This is a genomic window from Naasia sp. SYSU D00948, assembly GCF_017916515.1.
GTDB lineage: Bacteria > Actinomycetota > Actinomycetes > Actinomycetales > Microbacteriaceae > Naasia.
Genome location: NZ_JAFMTA010000001.1, coordinates 2,197,674 through 2,213,338, shown reverse-complemented (window position 1 = coordinate 2,213,338; position 15,665 = coordinate 2,197,674). Strand labels below are relative to the sequence as shown.

Annotated in this window: 14 protein-coding genes; 2 read left to right on the top strand and 12 right to left on the bottom strand. The window is 69.1% G+C overall.

The window, feature by feature from the left end:
* Positions 1-86: 86 nt before the first annotated feature.
* Positions 87-2,624, top strand: a complete 2,538-nt coding sequence (gene pepN, locus J3P30_RS10420) for an aminopeptidase N (RefSeq protein ID WP_210480959.1) — start codon at positions 87-89, stop codon at positions 2,622-2,624.
* 97 nt (positions 2,625-2,721) lie between these two features.
* Here pepN and J3P30_RS10415 read toward each other — a convergent pair whose 3' ends face one another.
* From J3P30_RS10415 to J3P30_RS10360, 12 genes are all read right to left on the bottom strand, one after another.
* On the bottom strand, positions 2,722-3,444 hold the full coding sequence (locus tag J3P30_RS10415) for a GntR family transcriptional regulator (protein ID WP_210481967.1): 723 nt from the start codon (positions 3,442-3,444) through the stop codon (positions 2,722-2,724).
* Positions 3,445-3,614: 170 nt separating this feature from the next.
* On the bottom strand, positions 3,615-4,661 hold the full coding sequence (locus J3P30_RS10410; protein WP_307807546.1) for a beta-propeller fold lactonase family protein: 1,047 nt from the start codon (positions 4,659-4,661) through the stop codon (positions 3,615-3,617).
* 71 nt (positions 4,662-4,732) lie between these two features.
* Entirely contained in the window at positions 4,733-5,506 is a 774-nt protein-coding gene (locus J3P30_RS10405) for an SDR family NAD(P)-dependent oxidoreductase (protein WP_210480958.1), read from the bottom strand.
* Complete coding sequence (locus tag J3P30_RS15620) at positions 5,503-6,639, bottom strand: Gfo/Idh/MocA family protein (RefSeq protein WP_210480957.1); 1,137 nt, start codon at positions 6,637-6,639, stop codon at positions 5,503-5,505. Before J3P30_RS15620 ends, J3P30_RS10405 begins: the two co-directional genes overlap by 4 nt.
* Positions 6,636-7,514 carry a sugar phosphate isomerase/epimerase gene (locus tag J3P30_RS10395; protein WP_210480956.1) on the bottom strand — a complete coding sequence of 293 codons (879 nt, stop codon included), beginning with the start codon at positions 7,512-7,514 and terminating at the stop codon, positions 6,636-6,638. The genes J3P30_RS15620 and J3P30_RS10395 overlap by 4 nt, the downstream gene beginning before the upstream one ends.
* A gap of 37 nt (positions 7,515-7,551) precedes the next feature.
* Complete coding sequence (locus J3P30_RS10390) at positions 7,552-8,586, bottom strand: zinc-binding dehydrogenase (protein WP_210480955.1); 1,035 nt, start codon at positions 8,584-8,586, stop codon at positions 7,552-7,554.
* On the bottom strand, positions 8,583-9,677 hold the full coding sequence (locus J3P30_RS10385) for an aldose 1-epimerase family protein (RefSeq protein ID WP_210480954.1): 1,095 nt from the start codon (positions 9,675-9,677) through the stop codon (positions 8,583-8,585). Before J3P30_RS10385 ends, J3P30_RS10390 begins: the two co-directional genes overlap by 4 nt.
* Entirely contained in the window at positions 9,667-10,581 is a 915-nt protein-coding gene (locus tag J3P30_RS10380; protein WP_210480953.1) for a 2-deoxy-5-keto-D-gluconate 6-phosphate aldolase domain-containing protein, read from the bottom strand. The genes J3P30_RS10385 and J3P30_RS10380 overlap by 11 nt, the downstream gene beginning before the upstream one ends.
* Positions 10,574-11,395 (bottom strand): SDR family NAD(P)-dependent oxidoreductase, encoded by an 822-nt coding sequence (locus J3P30_RS10375; protein ID WP_210480952.1) that lies wholly within the window; start codon positions 11,393-11,395, stop codon positions 10,574-10,576. The genes J3P30_RS10380 and J3P30_RS10375 overlap by 8 nt, the downstream gene beginning before the upstream one ends.
* 61 nt (positions 11,396-11,456) lie before the next feature.
* Entirely contained in the window at positions 11,457-12,293 is an 837-nt protein-coding gene (locus J3P30_RS10370; RefSeq protein ID WP_210480951.1) for a carbohydrate ABC transporter permease, read from the bottom strand.
* Complete coding sequence (locus J3P30_RS15615) at positions 12,290-13,255, bottom strand: carbohydrate ABC transporter permease (protein WP_210480950.1); 966 nt, start codon at positions 13,253-13,255, stop codon at positions 12,290-12,292. The genes J3P30_RS10370 and J3P30_RS15615 overlap by 4 nt, the downstream gene beginning before the upstream one ends.
* 7 nt (positions 13,256-13,262) lie before the next feature.
* Positions 13,263-14,564, bottom strand: a complete 1,302-nt coding sequence (locus J3P30_RS10360; RefSeq protein ID WP_210480949.1) for an ABC transporter substrate-binding protein — start codon at positions 14,562-14,564, stop codon at positions 13,263-13,265.
* Between the two features lie 90 nt (positions 14,565-14,654).
* On the opposite strand from J3P30_RS10360, the gene iolC reads away from it, so the two are divergent.
* Positions 14,655-15,656 (top strand): 5-dehydro-2-deoxygluconokinase, encoded by a 1,002-nt coding sequence (gene iolC / locus J3P30_RS10355; protein ID WP_210480948.1) that lies wholly within the window; start codon positions 14,655-14,657, stop codon positions 15,654-15,656.
* Positions 15,657-15,665: the final 9 nt, after the last annotated feature.

Below are 15,665 nucleotides of genomic sequence, written 5' to 3'. Positions count from 1 at the left end.
GCGACCGCACCAGCGCCCACTGCGACACGGGCACGGCCCGCCGACTCCCTAGGCTGGACGGGTTCCGCGAGAAGGAGAGACGACCTATGCCAGGAGAGAACCTCACCCGCGTCGAAGCGCAGGAGCGCGCCGCGCTCGTCACGGTGCACGACTACGCCGTCGAGCTCGACCTCACCACGGGTCCCGAGGTCTTCCGCAGTGTCACCACCGTGCGCTTCTCGGCCCGGGAGGGCGCGTCGACGTTCATCGACGCGATCACGCGCACGGTGCATTCGGTCACCCTCAACGGACGCGAGCTCGACCCGGCGCAGGTCAGCGACGGCGTCCGCATCCAGCTCGACGGGCTCGCCGCCGAGAACACGCTCCGCGTCGACGCGGACGCGATCTACACGAACACGGGCGAGGGCCTGCACCGGTTCGTCGACCCGGTCGACGACGAGGTCTACCTCTACACGCAGTTCGAGGTGCCGGACTCGCGCCGCATGTACGCCGTGTTCGAGCAGCCGGACCTCAAGGCGACGTTCCAGTTCACCGTGACCGCCCCCAGCTACTGGCAGGTCGTCTCCAACGCGACCACGCCGCAGCCGACGGAGGTGCGCGAGGGCGTCTCGCGCTGGGAGTTCCCGCCCACCCCCGTCATCTCGAGCTACATCACGGCGCTGATCGCCGGCCCGTACGAGGTCGAGCGCCGAGAGCTCACCTCGTCCGACGGCCGCGTGATCCCCCTCGGGGTCTTCTCCCGGAAGTCGCTCGCGCAGTACGTGGACACCGACTACATCGTCGAGAAGACGCGGCAGGGCTTCGCCTTCTACGAGGCGATCTTCGACTTCCCGTACCCCTTCGAGAAGTACGACCAGCTGTTCGTGCCGGAGTTCAACGCGGGCGCGATGGAGAACGCCGGTGCCGTGACGTTCACCGAGACGTACGTCTTCCGGTCGAAGGTCGCCGACGCCGTCCGCGAGCGCCGCGTGGTCACGATCCTGCACGAGCTCGCGCACATGTGGTTCGGCGACCTCGTGACGATGAAGTGGTGGAACGACCTGTGGCTCAACGAGTCGTTCGCGGAGTACATCTCGACCCTCGCGACAGCCGAGGCGACCGAGTGGACCGAGGCCTGGACGACGTTCGCCGCGATGGAGAAGAGCTGGGCGTACCGGCAGGACCAGCTCCCCTCGACGCACCCGATCGTCGCGACCATCAACGACCTCGAGGACGTGCAGGTCAACTTCGACGGCATCACCTACGCGAAGGGCGCGTCCGTCCTCAAGCAGCTCGTCGCCTGGGTCGGCCGTGACGCCTTCCTGACGGGCGTCGCCGCCTACTTCACCAAGCACCAGTTCGCGAACACCGAGCTGCGCGACCTGCTCGTCGAGCTCGAGGCCGCCAGCGGCCGCGACCTCGCCGCCTGGAGCGAGAAGTGGCTCGAGACCGCGGGCGTCAACACGCTCCGCCCCGAGTTCGAGCTGGACGAGGACGGCCGCTTCACCTCGCTCGCGGTCACCCAGACCGCGCCGCCCGAGTGGCCGACCATCCGCCCGCACCGTCTGGCGATCGGCCTCTACAACCTGCGGGACGGCAAGCTCGTCCGCGACGGACGCGTGGAGCTCGACGTCGACGGCGAGCGCACCGAGGTGACCGAGCTGGTGCGCGAGCACAAGCCCGACCTGCTGCTGCTCAACGACGACGACCTCGCCTACGCGAAGATCCGGCTCGACGACCAGTCGCTGCTCGTCGCGATCGACTCCCTCTCGGCGATCGAGTCCCCGCTCGCGCGGTCGCTCGTCTGGGGCTCCGCCTGGGACTCGACCCGCGACGCCGAGACGGCCGCGCGGGACTTCGTGCAGCTGGTGCTCCGCAACATCGGCGCCGAGACCGAGTCGACCACGCTCCGCACCGTGCTCGCGCAGGCGCAGACCGCGGCGTCCATGTACGTCGCGCCGGAGCGCCGCGAAGAGACGCTCCGCGAGCTCGGCGACTCCCTCTGGCGCCTCACGAACGAGGCGGAGCCGGGGTCGGATGCGCAGTTCCAGTTCCTCAAGGCGTTCGCCGCGGTGGCGCACACGCCCGAGCAGCTCGACAGCGTCGGCGCCGTGCTCGACGGCTCGGCGATCCTCGAGGGACTCGAGATCGACACCGACCTGCGCTGGGACCTGACGGTCGCCCTCGCGGCCGGCGCCCGGATCGGCACGGCTGAGATCGACGCGACGCTCGAGAAGGACAACACGGCGACCGGCCGCCAGTCCGCGGCGACCGCGCGCGCAGCGATGCCGGCCGGCAAGGAGGCCGCCTGGACCTCGATCGTCGAGGAGACGGGCGCATCCAACCTCATCGTCCGTGCCACGGGCCTGGGCTTCCTGCGCTCCGCGGATCCGTCGGCCCTCGAGCCGTTCGTCCCGCGGTACTTCGAGGCCCTGACGAAGATCTGGGAGAGCCGGAGCTACGCGATCGCCGCCGGCATCATCAACGGGTTCTACCCGGCGCCGCTGGCGAACCAGGCGCTCGTCGACGCGACCCGGCAGTGGCTCGAGACGCACCCGGACACGCCCGCCCTGCGCCGCCTCGTCATCGAGAACCTGGCGGGCGTCGAGCGCGCCCTCCGCGCGCAGGAGCGCGACTCCCAGTAGCGCTCCCGCACCCCGTCGAGGTGCCACTTGGTGCTGTCAAACCGCCGGAATGACAGCAACAAGTGGCACTTCGCGGGTCACGGCCGGACCGAGGAGCTCAACGGTCGACGACGGTGACCTCGATGTTGTACAGGTCGGGGCGATACGCGTGATGCCCGAGGTCGATGGCGCGACCGGAGTGGTCGTAGGCGACGCGGTCCATCGTGAGGACAGGGTCCGGCCGCGAGATCTGCAGAAGCCGCCGCTCCTCCGGCGACGGGTGGCGAGCCCCGATCGTCTGCCGGGCGACCTTCATCGTGGCTCCTTGGGACCGCATGAGCTGATACAGCCCATGCTGGACGAGCTGCTCCGCAGTGATCGTCGCGAACTCGGGCGGAAGGAAGTTCTCCATGAGCGCGACCGGGGCCCCATCACTGAAACGCAGCCGACGCAGATGGAGGACCGGCTCTCCCACCGGGATGCCGAGCTGGGCCGACGTCTTCTCGCCGGCGGGCACCACTTCGTGCAGGAGCGGCTTGGTGCTCGGGTGCTTGTCGTCCTGAGACAGATCGTCGTACAAGCCTGTGAGGCCCATCTTCCGGGTGGATCGCCCCTGAACGACCTGCGTGCCGATTCCTCGGCGCCGGACGATGAGGCCCTTGTCGACCAGCTCCTGGATGGCACGTCGAACAGTGGGCCGGGACAGGCCAAGCCTGCCGCTCAGCGCGAGCTCGTTCTCGATCCTCGATCCCGGAGGCAGCTCTCCCTCGAGGATCGCGGTTTCCAGTCTGCTCGCGAGCTGGAAATAGAGGGGCACCGGTCCCGAGCGATCCAGATCCATGAACAGCTCGGACGGAATATCGACGGAAGTCACGATCACCGCCTCTCATGTCCTGAATGCGGACCTGGCTTTTCAGATCGTACAGCGGAGTTCCACCGTGATTCAGGGGGGCATGGCGGAGGGATAGTCGTAGCTCCCGGAATGATTTTGATTGACGTGAAGGAAATGGTTCACCGCCGATATGCGACACAGGTCGGAGTGTCGACCGCGAGGCGATGTCCTGTCCAGGACACCGTCCTGCCCCGATCCTCCAGCCGGAAGCTGACGACATCGTCCGAGTCCTGGTTGGCGACGAGGACCAGCCCGCCGTCGGGATGGACGGCGAAGTGGCGCGGGTTCCGCCCGAGGACGTCGACTGTCGAGCGCTCCACCAGCGCGCCCGTCTCGGACACGATCTCGAGCACCGAGAGCGAGTCGTCGGCGCGGTTCGCCATGTAGAGCACGGGCTCCGTCGGATGGAGTGCGATCTCGGACGGGATCGCCGTCTGCCGGCCCAGGCCCCGGACCGGCAGGATCCCCGTCAGCTCGAGGCGCGGACGATCGCCGTCGATGACGCGGCGAACGACACTGACGCCTGCGTCGTTCTGGTTGCTGACGAACGCCACCTGCAGCTCCGCATGGAAGGCGACATGACGAGGTCCGGTACCCGGAGGCAGGAGAAGGGCATCGAGCAGCTCCGCGGTGGCGCCCTCGACCGTGGCCCGCACCCGATAGAGCAGGAGCACGTCGCGGCCGCAGTCCGCGACCAGCACTTCCTCCGTCCCCGGAACCAGGGCAGCGGCGTGGGGCCGCGAACGGAGAGCGGCTCGGTCGACCCCGTCCCAGGCCTGCGGCGCCCTCATCATGGCGACTCCTGCAGAGGGAGCTCCGTCCCGAGCGAGGGCCAGCACAGCCACGGCGCCGCCGTGATAGTGGCTCACGTAGGCGAGCCCGCGCTCGGCGTCGACGGCGAGGTGACAGGGCGCGTCGGCGCCGGTTCGGAGCCGGCCGACCTCCTGCACCCGTCGGTCCACCAGTTCGAACGAGACGACCTCGCCTCCCTGCTCCGGCTCGGTGATCACCCAGAACCCTCGCCCCTCGGCACGAGGCACCACGAAGGACGGATTGACGGCGGCGGCGATGGGCTCCGCCTCCATCTCGCCGGTCTCGATATCCACGCTTCCGCTCGAGATCCCGCTGCCGTGCGCGTCCGGCGTGCCCGTCCAGGGGGACGGGATGCTGTAGGAGCCGAGGAGGAACGAGGTGCGGCGTGCGCCTGCCGCTCCGTCCCGGGACTCCGGTTCCCCGGTCAGTAGAGCAGCCCCTTCCCGCCGTCGACCAGGAGGTCCTGGCCGGTGACGAAGGAAGTGGTGAGCATCGCCACCACCGCCTCCGCGATGTCAGCCGGCGCGGCGAGCCGCTGAAGCGGGACGACCGCCGCCTCGCGCTCGGACTTCTCGGCGAACGCCTCGTCCCCGATGAGCTTCTCATGCCAGCCGCTCCGGACCGTTCCTGCGGAGACGGAGTTGACTCGGACGTCCGGCGCCAGTGCTGCCGCGAGCGACCGGGTCAGCTGCAGAACCGCGGCCTTGCTCACGCCGTACGGAAGTGATGAGCCGACCGCCCTCGTTCCCGAGATGCTTGCGATGTTGACGATCGCACCTCTGCTGCGTCGGAGCAGTGCCGCGGCCGCGCGGCTGCACCAGAACGTCCCCATCAGATTGGTTCCGAGGATCTCGGTCCAGATCTCCTCGGTGGCGGCATCGAGGTCGGCGAAGGGGATCAGTCGCGTCCTTCCGGCGTTGTTGACGAGGTAGTCGAGCCGGCCGAACTCCGCCTCCACCGCCGAGATCAGGTCTTCCACCTGCTTCCGATCGGAGACGTCGGCCTGCCGCGCGACCGCGCGCACCCCCTGGGAGCTGAGTCTCGCGGCGAGCTGCGTCGCCTCGCCGCCGGATCGGGAGAAAGCGATCACGATGCCGCCAGCGACGCCGCCGGCGAGCCGCTCGCAAACGGCGCGACCGATGCCGGTCCCGCCGCCCGTCACGAGGGCGACGCGGCCCGCCGGGTCGACCGCCGTCATTCCCTCTCGCCGCTCGTCAGCCGATCCGCTGCCTCCCGGTCCTCCGCGGTCATCGGCAGCGCCACGGGACGTCGGCGGTCGTGGGCGAGGTAGACCCCCTTGACGACCTCGAGGGCGCGGTAGGCGTCCAGACCGGTCACGGTGGGCTGGCGGTCCTCCAGCACCGCCAGCGCGAAGTCCCGCAGCTGATCGGAGTGGAACGCCGGGAAGCCGTATCGGCCGCCCTCCGCTGCGAACCATTCGGGGAGGAAGCCGTCCTCGCCGTCGAACGTCCACTGGTCGGTCGTCGCCTGCATGAGCTCGGGGGACTCCGCCATCCCGACGGAGTGGCCCGAGGTGCCGTGAACAGCGAGCCGGAAGCCGGGCGCCCGCCGGGATGTCGGGGACGAGGGGTCCACGGTGATGCCGTTCTCGAACGCGGTGGTGGCCTGGATGGTGGCGAGGGCGCCGCCCTCGAAGGCGACGACTCCTGCGGCGACGTCTTCGACGTCGATGTAGTCGCCGTGCTTCAGGAGGTCCCAACGTCCGTAGACCTCGGTCGGCGTTCCGACCATCCACAGGAGCATGTCGACCATGTGGACCGCCTGGTTCATGAGGACGCCGCCGCCCTCACCCCGCCAGGTGCCGCGCCAGTCGGCGGAGTCGAAATAGGCCCGGTCGCGGCCGAGGTGCGCGATGCACTCGGCGATCACGATGCGGCCGAGCCTGCCCTCCTCGATCGCAGCCCTCATGCGCTGAGCCGAGGGGAAGAACCGGCGCTGGAACACCCCGCCCAGCTTGACGCCGTGCTCCTCCGCCGCGGTCACGAGCTCGTGCGCCTGCTCGAGCGAATGCGTGATGGGCTTCTCGACGATGACGTGCACGCGGCGGCGGATCGCAGCCATCGCCGGCGCGAAATGGCTCTTGTGGTCGGTCGCGACCGAGACCGCGTCGAGCTGCACACTGTCGAGCATCTCCTCGAACGACGTGAACACGTGCTCGATGCCGTGCTTGTCGGCCACCGCCTGCGCCTTCGTCCGGTCCAGGTCGCAGACGGCGACGAGGTCGGCCTCCTCGAGGAGGGCCAACGCGTCGGCGTGCGTCGTTCCGATCGATCCGCAGCCGATGATCCCGTAGCGAATACGAGCGCTCACTTGCCTGCCTTTTCCTTTCCGGCCCTCACCGGCCGATTGATCTCTGCTTCATCGAACGCGGCGGACAGGATCCGATAGGAATCGGAGGCCGCGACATACGGGTCGTAATCGGGTTTGCGCTGCCGGAATACGCTCACTTCGACCGAAACGCTTCCGTCATATCCCGCCCACGCCATCTCCCGCAGGAATTCCACGTAATCGAATTCCCCCTCGCCGGGGATGAGGAAGTCGAAGTCGGGCTCGACCCCGCGCTGATCCTTCACCTCGCTGACGAACGCGCGCGGCGCCAGCCGGCGGACCACGTCCGCGGTCGGCATCCCCTGGACCGCGAAGTGACTGATGTCGAGGTTGAGACCGAGCGCGTCGCTGCCGACCTGGTCCAGCACCCAGAGGGCACGCTCGGGGCGCGAGACCACGGCAGCGACGTGCGGCTCGAGGGCGACGCGGGATCCGATCCCCTCCGCGAGTCGGGCGAGCTCGCCGAAGCGATCGACGATGAGGGACCTCTTCTCCTCCCACAGGGAGGCCGTCTGCGGGAGCCCTGCCGACGCAGACGGGTCGAATGGAACGGACGCGCCGAGGCTGATCGGCATGCGCTCCCCCGGACCCTGCAGCGCGGCCGCCAGTTCCAGGCTGCGGACGAGCCGGTCGCGAGCCGAGGGCCACACGTCGTCGTCGACGATCACCGGCGTGTTCGCCGTGAGGCTCGTGATGGCGATGCCCTCGTCCGAGGCCAGCGTCCTCCAGCGTTCGGCGTCTGCCTCGCCGAGGAGCAGCACGTCGCTCGGCCATCCCTCGGAGACCGTGATCTCGACTGAGTCGTAGCCGACATCCGCCAGGTGGCGGATCGCCTCCTCCACGGCCAGGGTCGGCATCGACCATGTGTTGTAGCCCAGTTTCATCGTTGTGCCCCTATCTGTTGCTCGGATCGGCCGAGAGAACGAATTTGACGCCGTCCCCGCTCTGCGTCGCGGCGAAGGCGTCCTCCCACCGCTCGAGGGGGAAGGTTCCGCTGAGCAGGGGCGAGAGCTCCACCTGCCGCCCTTCGAGAAGCCGGATGGCTCTCGCCCACGAGGCGGGGGTGCTCGCGAAGCCGCCCGTGATGACGAGCTCCTTGAACGACACGAGCGCGAGCGGCACCGACACGAGGTCGCCGGTCTGGCCCATCTGGACGTACCGGCCGCGCTTGCGGAGCAGCTCGAGGCCGGAGCGCATGGCGGCCCCGGTCCCCGAGCATTCGATGACCACATCGGGCCCCTGCGTCCACTCCGGTGGCAGCGAATCGCGATCCACGGGAACCACCCGGGTCCCGAGTCCGAGCTCGCGGGCGAGCGCGAGGCGGCCGAGATCCCGCTCAGCGCCCACCACGAGCACCTCCGCACCGGCCGCGCGCGCGACCTGCGCTGCGAGCAGCCCGACCGCTCCCGGGCCGGTCACGAGGACGCGGTCGCCCGGCTTCACCGCGGGGAACGGATCGAAGAGCGACTGGCAGACGCAGGCGAGCGGCTCGCAGAGCGCGCCCGCGTGCAGGTCGAGCCAGTCGGGCAGGCGATGCAGGTTGCGCAGCGGGACGACAAGACTCTCGGCGAAACCGCCGTCCACACCTGATCCGATCGAGAGCCGGTTCCCGCACATGTTCGGGTAGCCCGAGCGGCAGTACTCGCAGGCCCCGCAGGTCGAGTAGAACGTCTCGAGGGCGACGGCTGTCCCGATCCAGGCCGGATCCACGTCGGCGCTGACCTCCACCACTCGGCCGGAGACCTCGTGACCCAGGACCACCGGTGGGCGGGAGCCGTAGCTTCCGTCGATGATGTGCAGGTCGGTGCCGCAGATGCCGGCAGCGGCGACCTCGACCCTCGCGTGCCCGGTCGGCGGAAGCGGCGCGGGCTCGACGTCGCGGAGCTCTACGTTCTGATCGTCCGGACTGGTCTTGACGACGGCCTTCATGCCGCACGGTCCTCTCTGTTCAGCAGGTCGGAGCCTGAGGGAGCGTGGAGAAGCTCGATCTCCACCCCGAGGCGGGCCATCTCCCCCGGCTCCAGCACCGGGAAGTCGGGCTCGTCGAAGTCGTCCGTCAGGCGCATCGTCGACGGCTCGAGGCCGACCGCGCAGTGACCCCCGGCGTTCGCGATCTCCCACTGCACGAGCGTCGGGAGGGCGGAGGGGTCCCACCACACACGCAGCCCGGCGGCGGTCGACCGGTCGATGCGGTCGTTCAGCACAGCGGCCCACGCACGGCCCTCCGGCCGTTGATCGGCAACGTGGAGCGAGGTCCGCTCCGGGGTCCCGGCTTCGGGCACGCGCACCCGGCCGTAGTCGAGATCGCCGCGCACCTGTCGCCCCGGGATCTCGATGCGAGCCCCGGGCGCCACCACGGGCCAGCCGGCGTTGACGTGGTACATCAGTGCGAGCGGGCTCGAGGCGTAGCCCTCGTTCCGAACCGTGTCCCGAACGGTGACGACAGCACTGCCGTACGAGATGCTGATCCGTCGCGCGAGGACGAGGTGCTCCCCGAAGACGGTGACCTGGGCGAGCTCGCCCTCGACGTACGCCTCGAGCGTGTCCGCCGTCTCCCCTACTCCGTATCCCCGGAGAACGGCGGGAGTCCCGCTGATCCGCCCGTGCATCGGAAACGCGTCCTCCGCGCGGGCCTCGTAGTTGAAGCGGGCCGCCGATCGGACCGTCGGCGGGCCGATGTGGTCCAGGCCGCACGTCGTGAGCAGTCCGCCGAAGAAGCCGCGGTGCGGTCCGAACCCGGTGTTCTCCACGAACCACGGAGCGACGATCCCCGTCGGGGACCTCCAGCCGACAGGAACCTGGCGGATCCGGGCGGCCGCGATATCCATGGCGCGGTCGACCACGACCTCCAGGGAGATCACGTCGTTCTGCAGGAGGACGCTGCGCACCCCCCGTTCCCAGCCGTCGGTCCGAGTCACGAGGTCGGCCGACATCATCTGTCGGCGGAGGCCGACGACGGACGCGAGCGCTGAGCGCGGGTCCAGCCGGTCGCGGCGGAGGTCCTGCCCGTCAGCGTGCATAGCTCACGTAGCGCTCGGCGAATCGGGCGTAAGCGCGGGCGATGGACACGACGGCATCCTCACGATCGAGCACGCCCGAGAGGTATCCCCGGATCACCTCGCGCCAGATGTTCCGGCCGATAGCGAAGCCGTTGAAGCCCTCCGTCTCGGCGGCGACGCGGAGCCACTGGTCGACGCGCTCCTCCGGCGCCGCTGCCCCGAGCACGACGCACTCGACCTCGCGATCGACGCTTCGCGCCTCCTCGGCGATCGCCTGCGCCTCCGCGGCGAGGCTGATGCCCTCGAGCTTCCAGACGTCGACCCGGATCCCCGCCTCGTGGATGTCCCGCATCGCCCGGCGGACCAGTGCGGGGCGGACCTGGTCCTCGTAAAGGACGCGGTCGCTGGCGGCGTGGTCGAGCTGCCACCGGGTCGGCCGCACGATCAGCTCGAACATGAAGCGAGTCCGCGAGCCCTGCAGCCAGTCCGATAGCGAGCGCAGCCTGGCGAGCTGGATCGCCCGCCCCTCGGCATCGTCGTCGGGGTTGTACCGGACGAGCGCCTTCGCGAAGTCGGGCTGGAACCGTTCGAGATGAGCCGCGAACGCGTCGCCGAACTCGAACTCGAAGATGTCCCGGTCCGCCTTCTCGACCGGCATTGCGAACACGAAGTCACGGCGCTCGCAGCAGCGGTCCGCCACCGCTCCTCCGAACTCCTCGTCGACGAGGACTCCGGAGCGCAGTCCGCGGAGTCCATGTCGGGCAGCGACCTCGTACCCCTCGAAGATGAGGGCCTTCGCGTCGCGCAGCGCGGCGCGCCGCTCGTGGTCGAGCTCGTCGACGTCGACGCCGAGCACCGAGCGACTGAACTCGCCGCGGTGGTCGAAGGCGAGGATCGCGATGGGGTCCTTCGCTGCGTCACTCATCCTCGAGCCTCACGCGATCATTCCGCCAGCGGGCCCGGAACGACTTCCGCACGGCCGCCTCCGGCGTCTGGATGATGAGGCCTCCGTCGACGGGGAGTATCGCGCCCGTGATGAACGACGCCTCGTCGGAGGCGAGGAACAGCGCCGCGTCGGCGATGTCCTGCGGCTTACCCCACCGGCCCACCACGTAGTTGTCGCGGGTGGAGCGCACCTCCTCCTCGTCCATCTCCGCCTCGGCCTCGTCGGTGAAGATCGCACCGGGCGCGATGACGTTCGCGCGGATGCCCTGCCGGCCGAAGTCGAGCGCGACGTTGCGGGTGAGGCCGTGGATCCCGGACTTGCTGGCGGCGTAGTCCACGAGGCGAGGGTTGGCGATGAGGCCGTTCACCGAGGAGATGTTGACGAACACCCCGCCTCCGCGCTCGATCATCTGCGGGATGAAGGTCTGACAGCTGAGGTAGACCGACTTGAGGTTCACCCCCATGGTGTGGTCCCACTGGTCCTCGCTGACCTCGAGGATGTTCGCCCAGTGCGCCGTCGCCGCGCTGTTCACCACGATGTCGACACCGCCGAAGCTCTTCTCGGCAGCGCTCGCGATGTCATCCCAGGTGCTTCTCCTCGAGACGTCGCCCTCGACCACCGCCACGGCGGCCCCGCTCTCCTCGAGCTCCCCCGCCGTCTCCTTGAGCGCGGGACCACCCCTGCTCACCAGCACCACCGAGGCGCCCTCTCGAGCCAGGGTGCGGGGGATGGCGCTCCCGATCCCCGGTCCCACTCCGGTCACGACGGCGACCTTGCCCTCTACTCGACCCATCAACTGATTCCTTCCCGAAACTCCGGTCGTTCGCGCACTGCAGTCCATCCGAACGCGTCGTCTACCCCTTCAACGCGCCCTCCGTGAGGCCGCCGATGACCCGCTTCTGGGCGAACACGAACGCGAGGACGAGCGGTAGACCTGTCATCAGCACGTGCGCGAACACGAGATTCCAGCGGAGGCTCTGCGCCGAGCTGTTCGCGAACGAGTACAGGGAGAGCGGCAGCGTCGCCCGGCCGGAGCCGGGGATGAGGAACTGGGCGAAGAAGAAGTCCCCCCACACCGTGATGATGAGGATGACGCTCCCCACGAAGAGCACCGGCGACAGGAGCGGCAGGATGATCTGGAAGAACACCTGCAGCCTGCTGGCCCCGTCGATCGCGGCCGCGGCCTCGAGGTCCTCCGGCATGCTCCGCACGAATCCCGTCGTGAGGAAGACCACGATCCCCATCCGCGTGCCGATCAGCACGAGGATGTAGCCGAGCGTGGTCCCGTCGAGCTGAAGCTCCCTCAGCAGGTAGATGGTCGGGATCAGGGTGGGCGGCATCAGCATCGACAGCGAGATCACGTAGAACGCGATCTGCATCCCCTTGGATCGGCTCCGCCCGAACGCCCACGAGGCGGCGGCTCCGATGAGCGCGACCGCGAGGATGGTCGGGAGGCTCACGAGGAGGCTGTTGCCGAGCGCCTGGAGGTAATTCCCCTGCACGAACACCGCGGTGTAGTTCTCGGTGGCGTTCCACTGCTGGGGCAGCGTCAGGTCGAGCGCGGCGGCCTCGCCCGGCAGCTTCATCGAATTGACGATCACCATCCACACCGGCACACCGACCCACGGGATGGCGAACAGGGCGAGCGCCAGGTAGCGAAGGGTACTGAACAGCCTCGTGCGGCGCGTCATGCCTTCGCCTCCCTGCGCCGGAGCCACCACACGAGCGGGATCGCGACGACGATCACCAGAGCGGTGACCGTGAGGCCGAGCGCGCTCCCTGCGCCGAAGTTGCCGAGTCCCCACTGCATGCGGAGGACGATGTTGAGTGCGCGAGTCGAATCCCCTGGACCGCCGCCGGTGGTGGCCGCGATGACGTCGTAGGCGCTGAACGCTCCGACGAGCGTGACGACGACGTTGAAGGTGAAGGCCGGCGCAAGCATCGGGAAGGTGATGCGCCAGAAGGACTGCCATGCGGTGGCGCCGTCGATCACGGCAGCCTCGAGCGCGTCCCTCGGCACCGCGTTGATGCCCGCGATGTAGACCAGGGTCGTCAGCCCGATCCACTTCCACGCGTCGACGAAGGCGACGGCCGCGAGCGCGGTGGACGTCTCACCCAGCCACGACCAGTCGAACCCCGGCACGAAGATCCCGATGAAGTCGTTGAGCGGTCCGTCCGACGCGAGGAGACCGCGCCAGATGTAGCCCGCCGCGAGCGGCGAGAGCAGCACCGGCAAGAAGTAGAGCGACCGGAAGAAGCCGTTGAGCCGGGTGCTGTCCCGCATCGCGTAAGCCAGCGCCAGGCTGACCACGTTCTGCGTCACCATCGCGATGACGGCATAGCCGATGGTCACACCGATCGGAGTGAACAGGAGCCCCTGACCGATCAGGGTCTCGAAGTTCGACCACCCGTTCCAGGTGATGTTCGAGCTGTAGGTGGTCCAGTTGCTGAAGGCGAACCGGAGGTTGTAGAGCTGGGGCAGCACGAAGAAGACGCCGACGAACACGATGGCGGGAAGCGCGAACCACACCCCGCTCCGCACGATCCGGCGGCCCCGGGAGAGGCGGGCGGCGCCCGCCTCTCCCGTCGACCGGCTGCCTCCGACGTCCGCGCGGTCGGAAGCCGCGGGCGCGTCGGGAAGGACGGTCTTCACGGTCGGCCTACCAGCCCTCGAGGCCCATCGACTTCGCGGCCTGGACCATCTGCGTGTCCAGCGCGTCCACGATCTCCTTCGGAGAGCTCTGACCGGCGATCAGCTCGGAGGCGAGCGGGACGTAGCCCGCCATGCCGCCCGGCAGATCGGCGTGGAACATGGCGACCTGGGGCCCGTCGTCGTAGGCCTTCTTGATCGACTTCATCAGCTCGGAGGCCTCCGGGTCGTCGACGCCCTCGATCACGGGGAAGGTGCCGGACTCCTCGATGTAGTCCGGGTAGTGCTCGCCGGTGGCGAAGCGGATGAACTCCCGGGCGGCCTCCTCCTTGGCCGCGTCGCCGGTCTTCGGGAGCAGGTAGCTGCCGATCGGGCCGGGGTTGACGATCGTGACCGCCTCGGCGCCCCAGCCGGTGAAGCCCACCGACTCGTCCACCAGGGCGGCATCTCCGTTCGCCGCGTCCACGTAGACCGGAGCGATGTTGGAGTGGATCAGCTGGTAGGCGGCTTCGCCGTTCAGCACCTGAGCGACCGAGTCCTCGAACGTCGCCGTGGCGATGTCCGGGTTCATGCAGCCGGCATCGAGCAGCGACTTGTAGTACTCGATCCCCGCCAGCACTGGGGAGTCAGGGTCGTTGACCTTGGCCTCACGGGCGACGACCGACTCCGACCAGCCGTCCTCGGCGACCGAGCTCCCGTACAGCCAGGGGATGCCGACGGGCGGCCAGACGGAGCCGCCGGCCTCCGACAGGGTGACCTTTCCGGCCGCCTTCAGCGTCTCGCACTGCGCGACGAGGTCGTCGGCGGTCCGTGCCGGCTCGAGCCCGTGCTCGGCCAGGACGGCCTTGTTGTAGTAGAGGCCCCAGACCTCGGGGAAGTTCGTGATCGCCGCGTAGACCTTGCCGTCGGCACCCCGCCCGCCCATGTCGTAGAGGGGCCCGGACTTCTCGACGAACTCCTCATCGCTCAGGTCCTGCAGGTTCTCGACCGGGTTGAGCATGGTGATGTAGGACGTCGTGGCGTGGAACTCGAGGATGTCCGGCCGGTCGCCGGTGGCCCACTTGGTGAGCGTGGCGTCCTCGAAGCCGTCCGACGTGATCGGAACGAGCTCGATCGTGTTCCCGGTGGCCTTCTCGTAGGCCTCGTAGATCCCGAGCACCGCGGCCGGGTCCTGGGTGTTGTGCCACAGCGTGAGGGTCGTTCCTCCGCCGGATCCTCCTCCGGCGTCCCCTCCGCTGCCCGAACAACCGGTCAATGTCAGACCGGCGATGCTGACCACGGCGACCGCGGTCCCGATCGTGCCTCTGCGCACGGCATCTCTCCTCTTCATTGAGTTCTTGCTGCAAGGGCGGCGTCGCACACCGTCCGTGCCCGACCATAGTGGTTATGACAATATGTGTCTATGTCCGAACAAAGTACGACATCGACGTCGTCAGTACACGGCCTTCGGGGCCGGCTGGACCTCTTGACGCTCGGCCGCATCGGAGTCGACCTGTATCCCCTGCAGAGCGGGGCACGCCTGGAGGATGTGACCAGCTTCGGCAAGTTCCTCGGCGGGAGCCCCACGAACGTGGCCGTGGCCGCGGCTCGTCACGGACTCGCCGCAGGCGTGATCACGCGGACGGGAGATGATCCCTTCGGTCGATTCGCCAAGGAGGAGGCCGCGCGGCTGGGCGTCGAGAGCAGGTGGATCACCCCGGTGGCGGGAGCGCGGACCACGATCGCGTTCTGCGAGATCCAGCCCCCGGACCACTTCCCGCTCTACTTCTACCGGGACGAGGTGCCTCCGGAGCTCGGCATCGGCCCAGAGCAGCTCGACATGGATGCGATCGTGGAAGCGAGGGCCTTCTGGTCGACGGCGACGGGGCTCTCTCGGGAGCCGAGCCGAGCCGCGCAGCACGCCGCCTGGGACGCGCGCGGGCGGGCCCCGCTCACCATCCTGGATCTCGACTACCGTCCCGGGTTCTGGCAGGACGCAGCGGAGGCGCGTGAAGAGATCGGCCACGCGCTCGACAAGGTCGCCGTCGCGGTCGGCAACCTCGAGGAGTGCGAGATCGCTGTGGGACAGCGGAGGCCCGAGGCCGCGGCGGACGCGCTGCTCGACCGTGGCGTCCAGCTCGCCGTGATCAAGCAGGGCCCGAAGGGTGTGCTCGCCAAGACCGCCGACGACACGGTCGAGGTACCGCCGACGCCCGTCGAGGTCGTGAACGGCCTGGGCGCCGGCGACGGCTTCGGCGGCGCACTCTGCTTCGCGCTGCTCTCCGCCTGGCCGCTCGAGCGCGCCATCCGCTTCGCAAGCGCGGCCGGCGCCCTCGTCGCCAGCCGCCTCGAATGCTCCACCGCCATGCCCACCACCGCAGAGGTGGACGACCTCCTCGCCGCCTCAGGCTCCACCACCACGTAAGGACTCCCA

Excerpts from the sequence above, each read along its gene's own strand:
- pepN (WP_210480959.1), top strand. The coding sequence starts at position 87 with ATGCCAGGAGAGAACCTCACCCGCGTCGAAGCGCAGGAGCGCGCCGCG.
- J3P30_RS10415 (WP_210481967.1), bottom strand. The coding sequence starts at position 3,444 with ATGGATCTGGATCGCTCGGGACCGGTGCCCCTCTATTTCCAGCTCGCG.
- J3P30_RS10405 (WP_210480958.1), bottom strand. The coding sequence starts at position 5,506 with ATGACGGCGGTCGACCCGGCGGGCCGCGTCGCCCTCGTGACGGGCGGC.
- J3P30_RS10395 (WP_210480956.1), bottom strand. The coding sequence starts at position 7,514 with ATGCCGACCCTGGCCGTGGAGGAGGCGATCCGCCACCTGGCGGATGTC.
- J3P30_RS10390 (WP_210480955.1), bottom strand. The coding sequence starts at position 8,586 with ATGAAGGCCGTCGTCAAGACCAGTCCGGACGATCAGAACGTAGAGCTC.
- J3P30_RS10385 (WP_210480954.1), bottom strand. The coding sequence starts at position 9,677 with ATGCACGCTGACGGGCAGGACCTCCGCCGCGACCGGCTGGACCCGCGC.
- J3P30_RS10380 (WP_210480953.1), bottom strand. The coding sequence starts at position 10,581 with ATGAGTGACGCAGCGAAGGACCCCATCGCGATCCTCGCCTTCGACCAC.
- J3P30_RS10375 (WP_210480952.1), bottom strand. The coding sequence starts at position 11,395 with ATGGGTCGAGTAGAGGGCAAGGTCGCCGTCGTGACCGGAGTGGGACCG.
- J3P30_RS10370 (WP_210480951.1), bottom strand. The coding sequence starts at position 12,293 with ATGACGCGCCGCACGAGGCTGTTCAGTACCCTTCGCTACCTGGCGCTC.
- iolC (WP_210480948.1), top strand. The coding sequence starts at position 14,655 with ATGTCCGAACAAAGTACGACATCGACGTCGTCAGTACACGGCCTTCGG.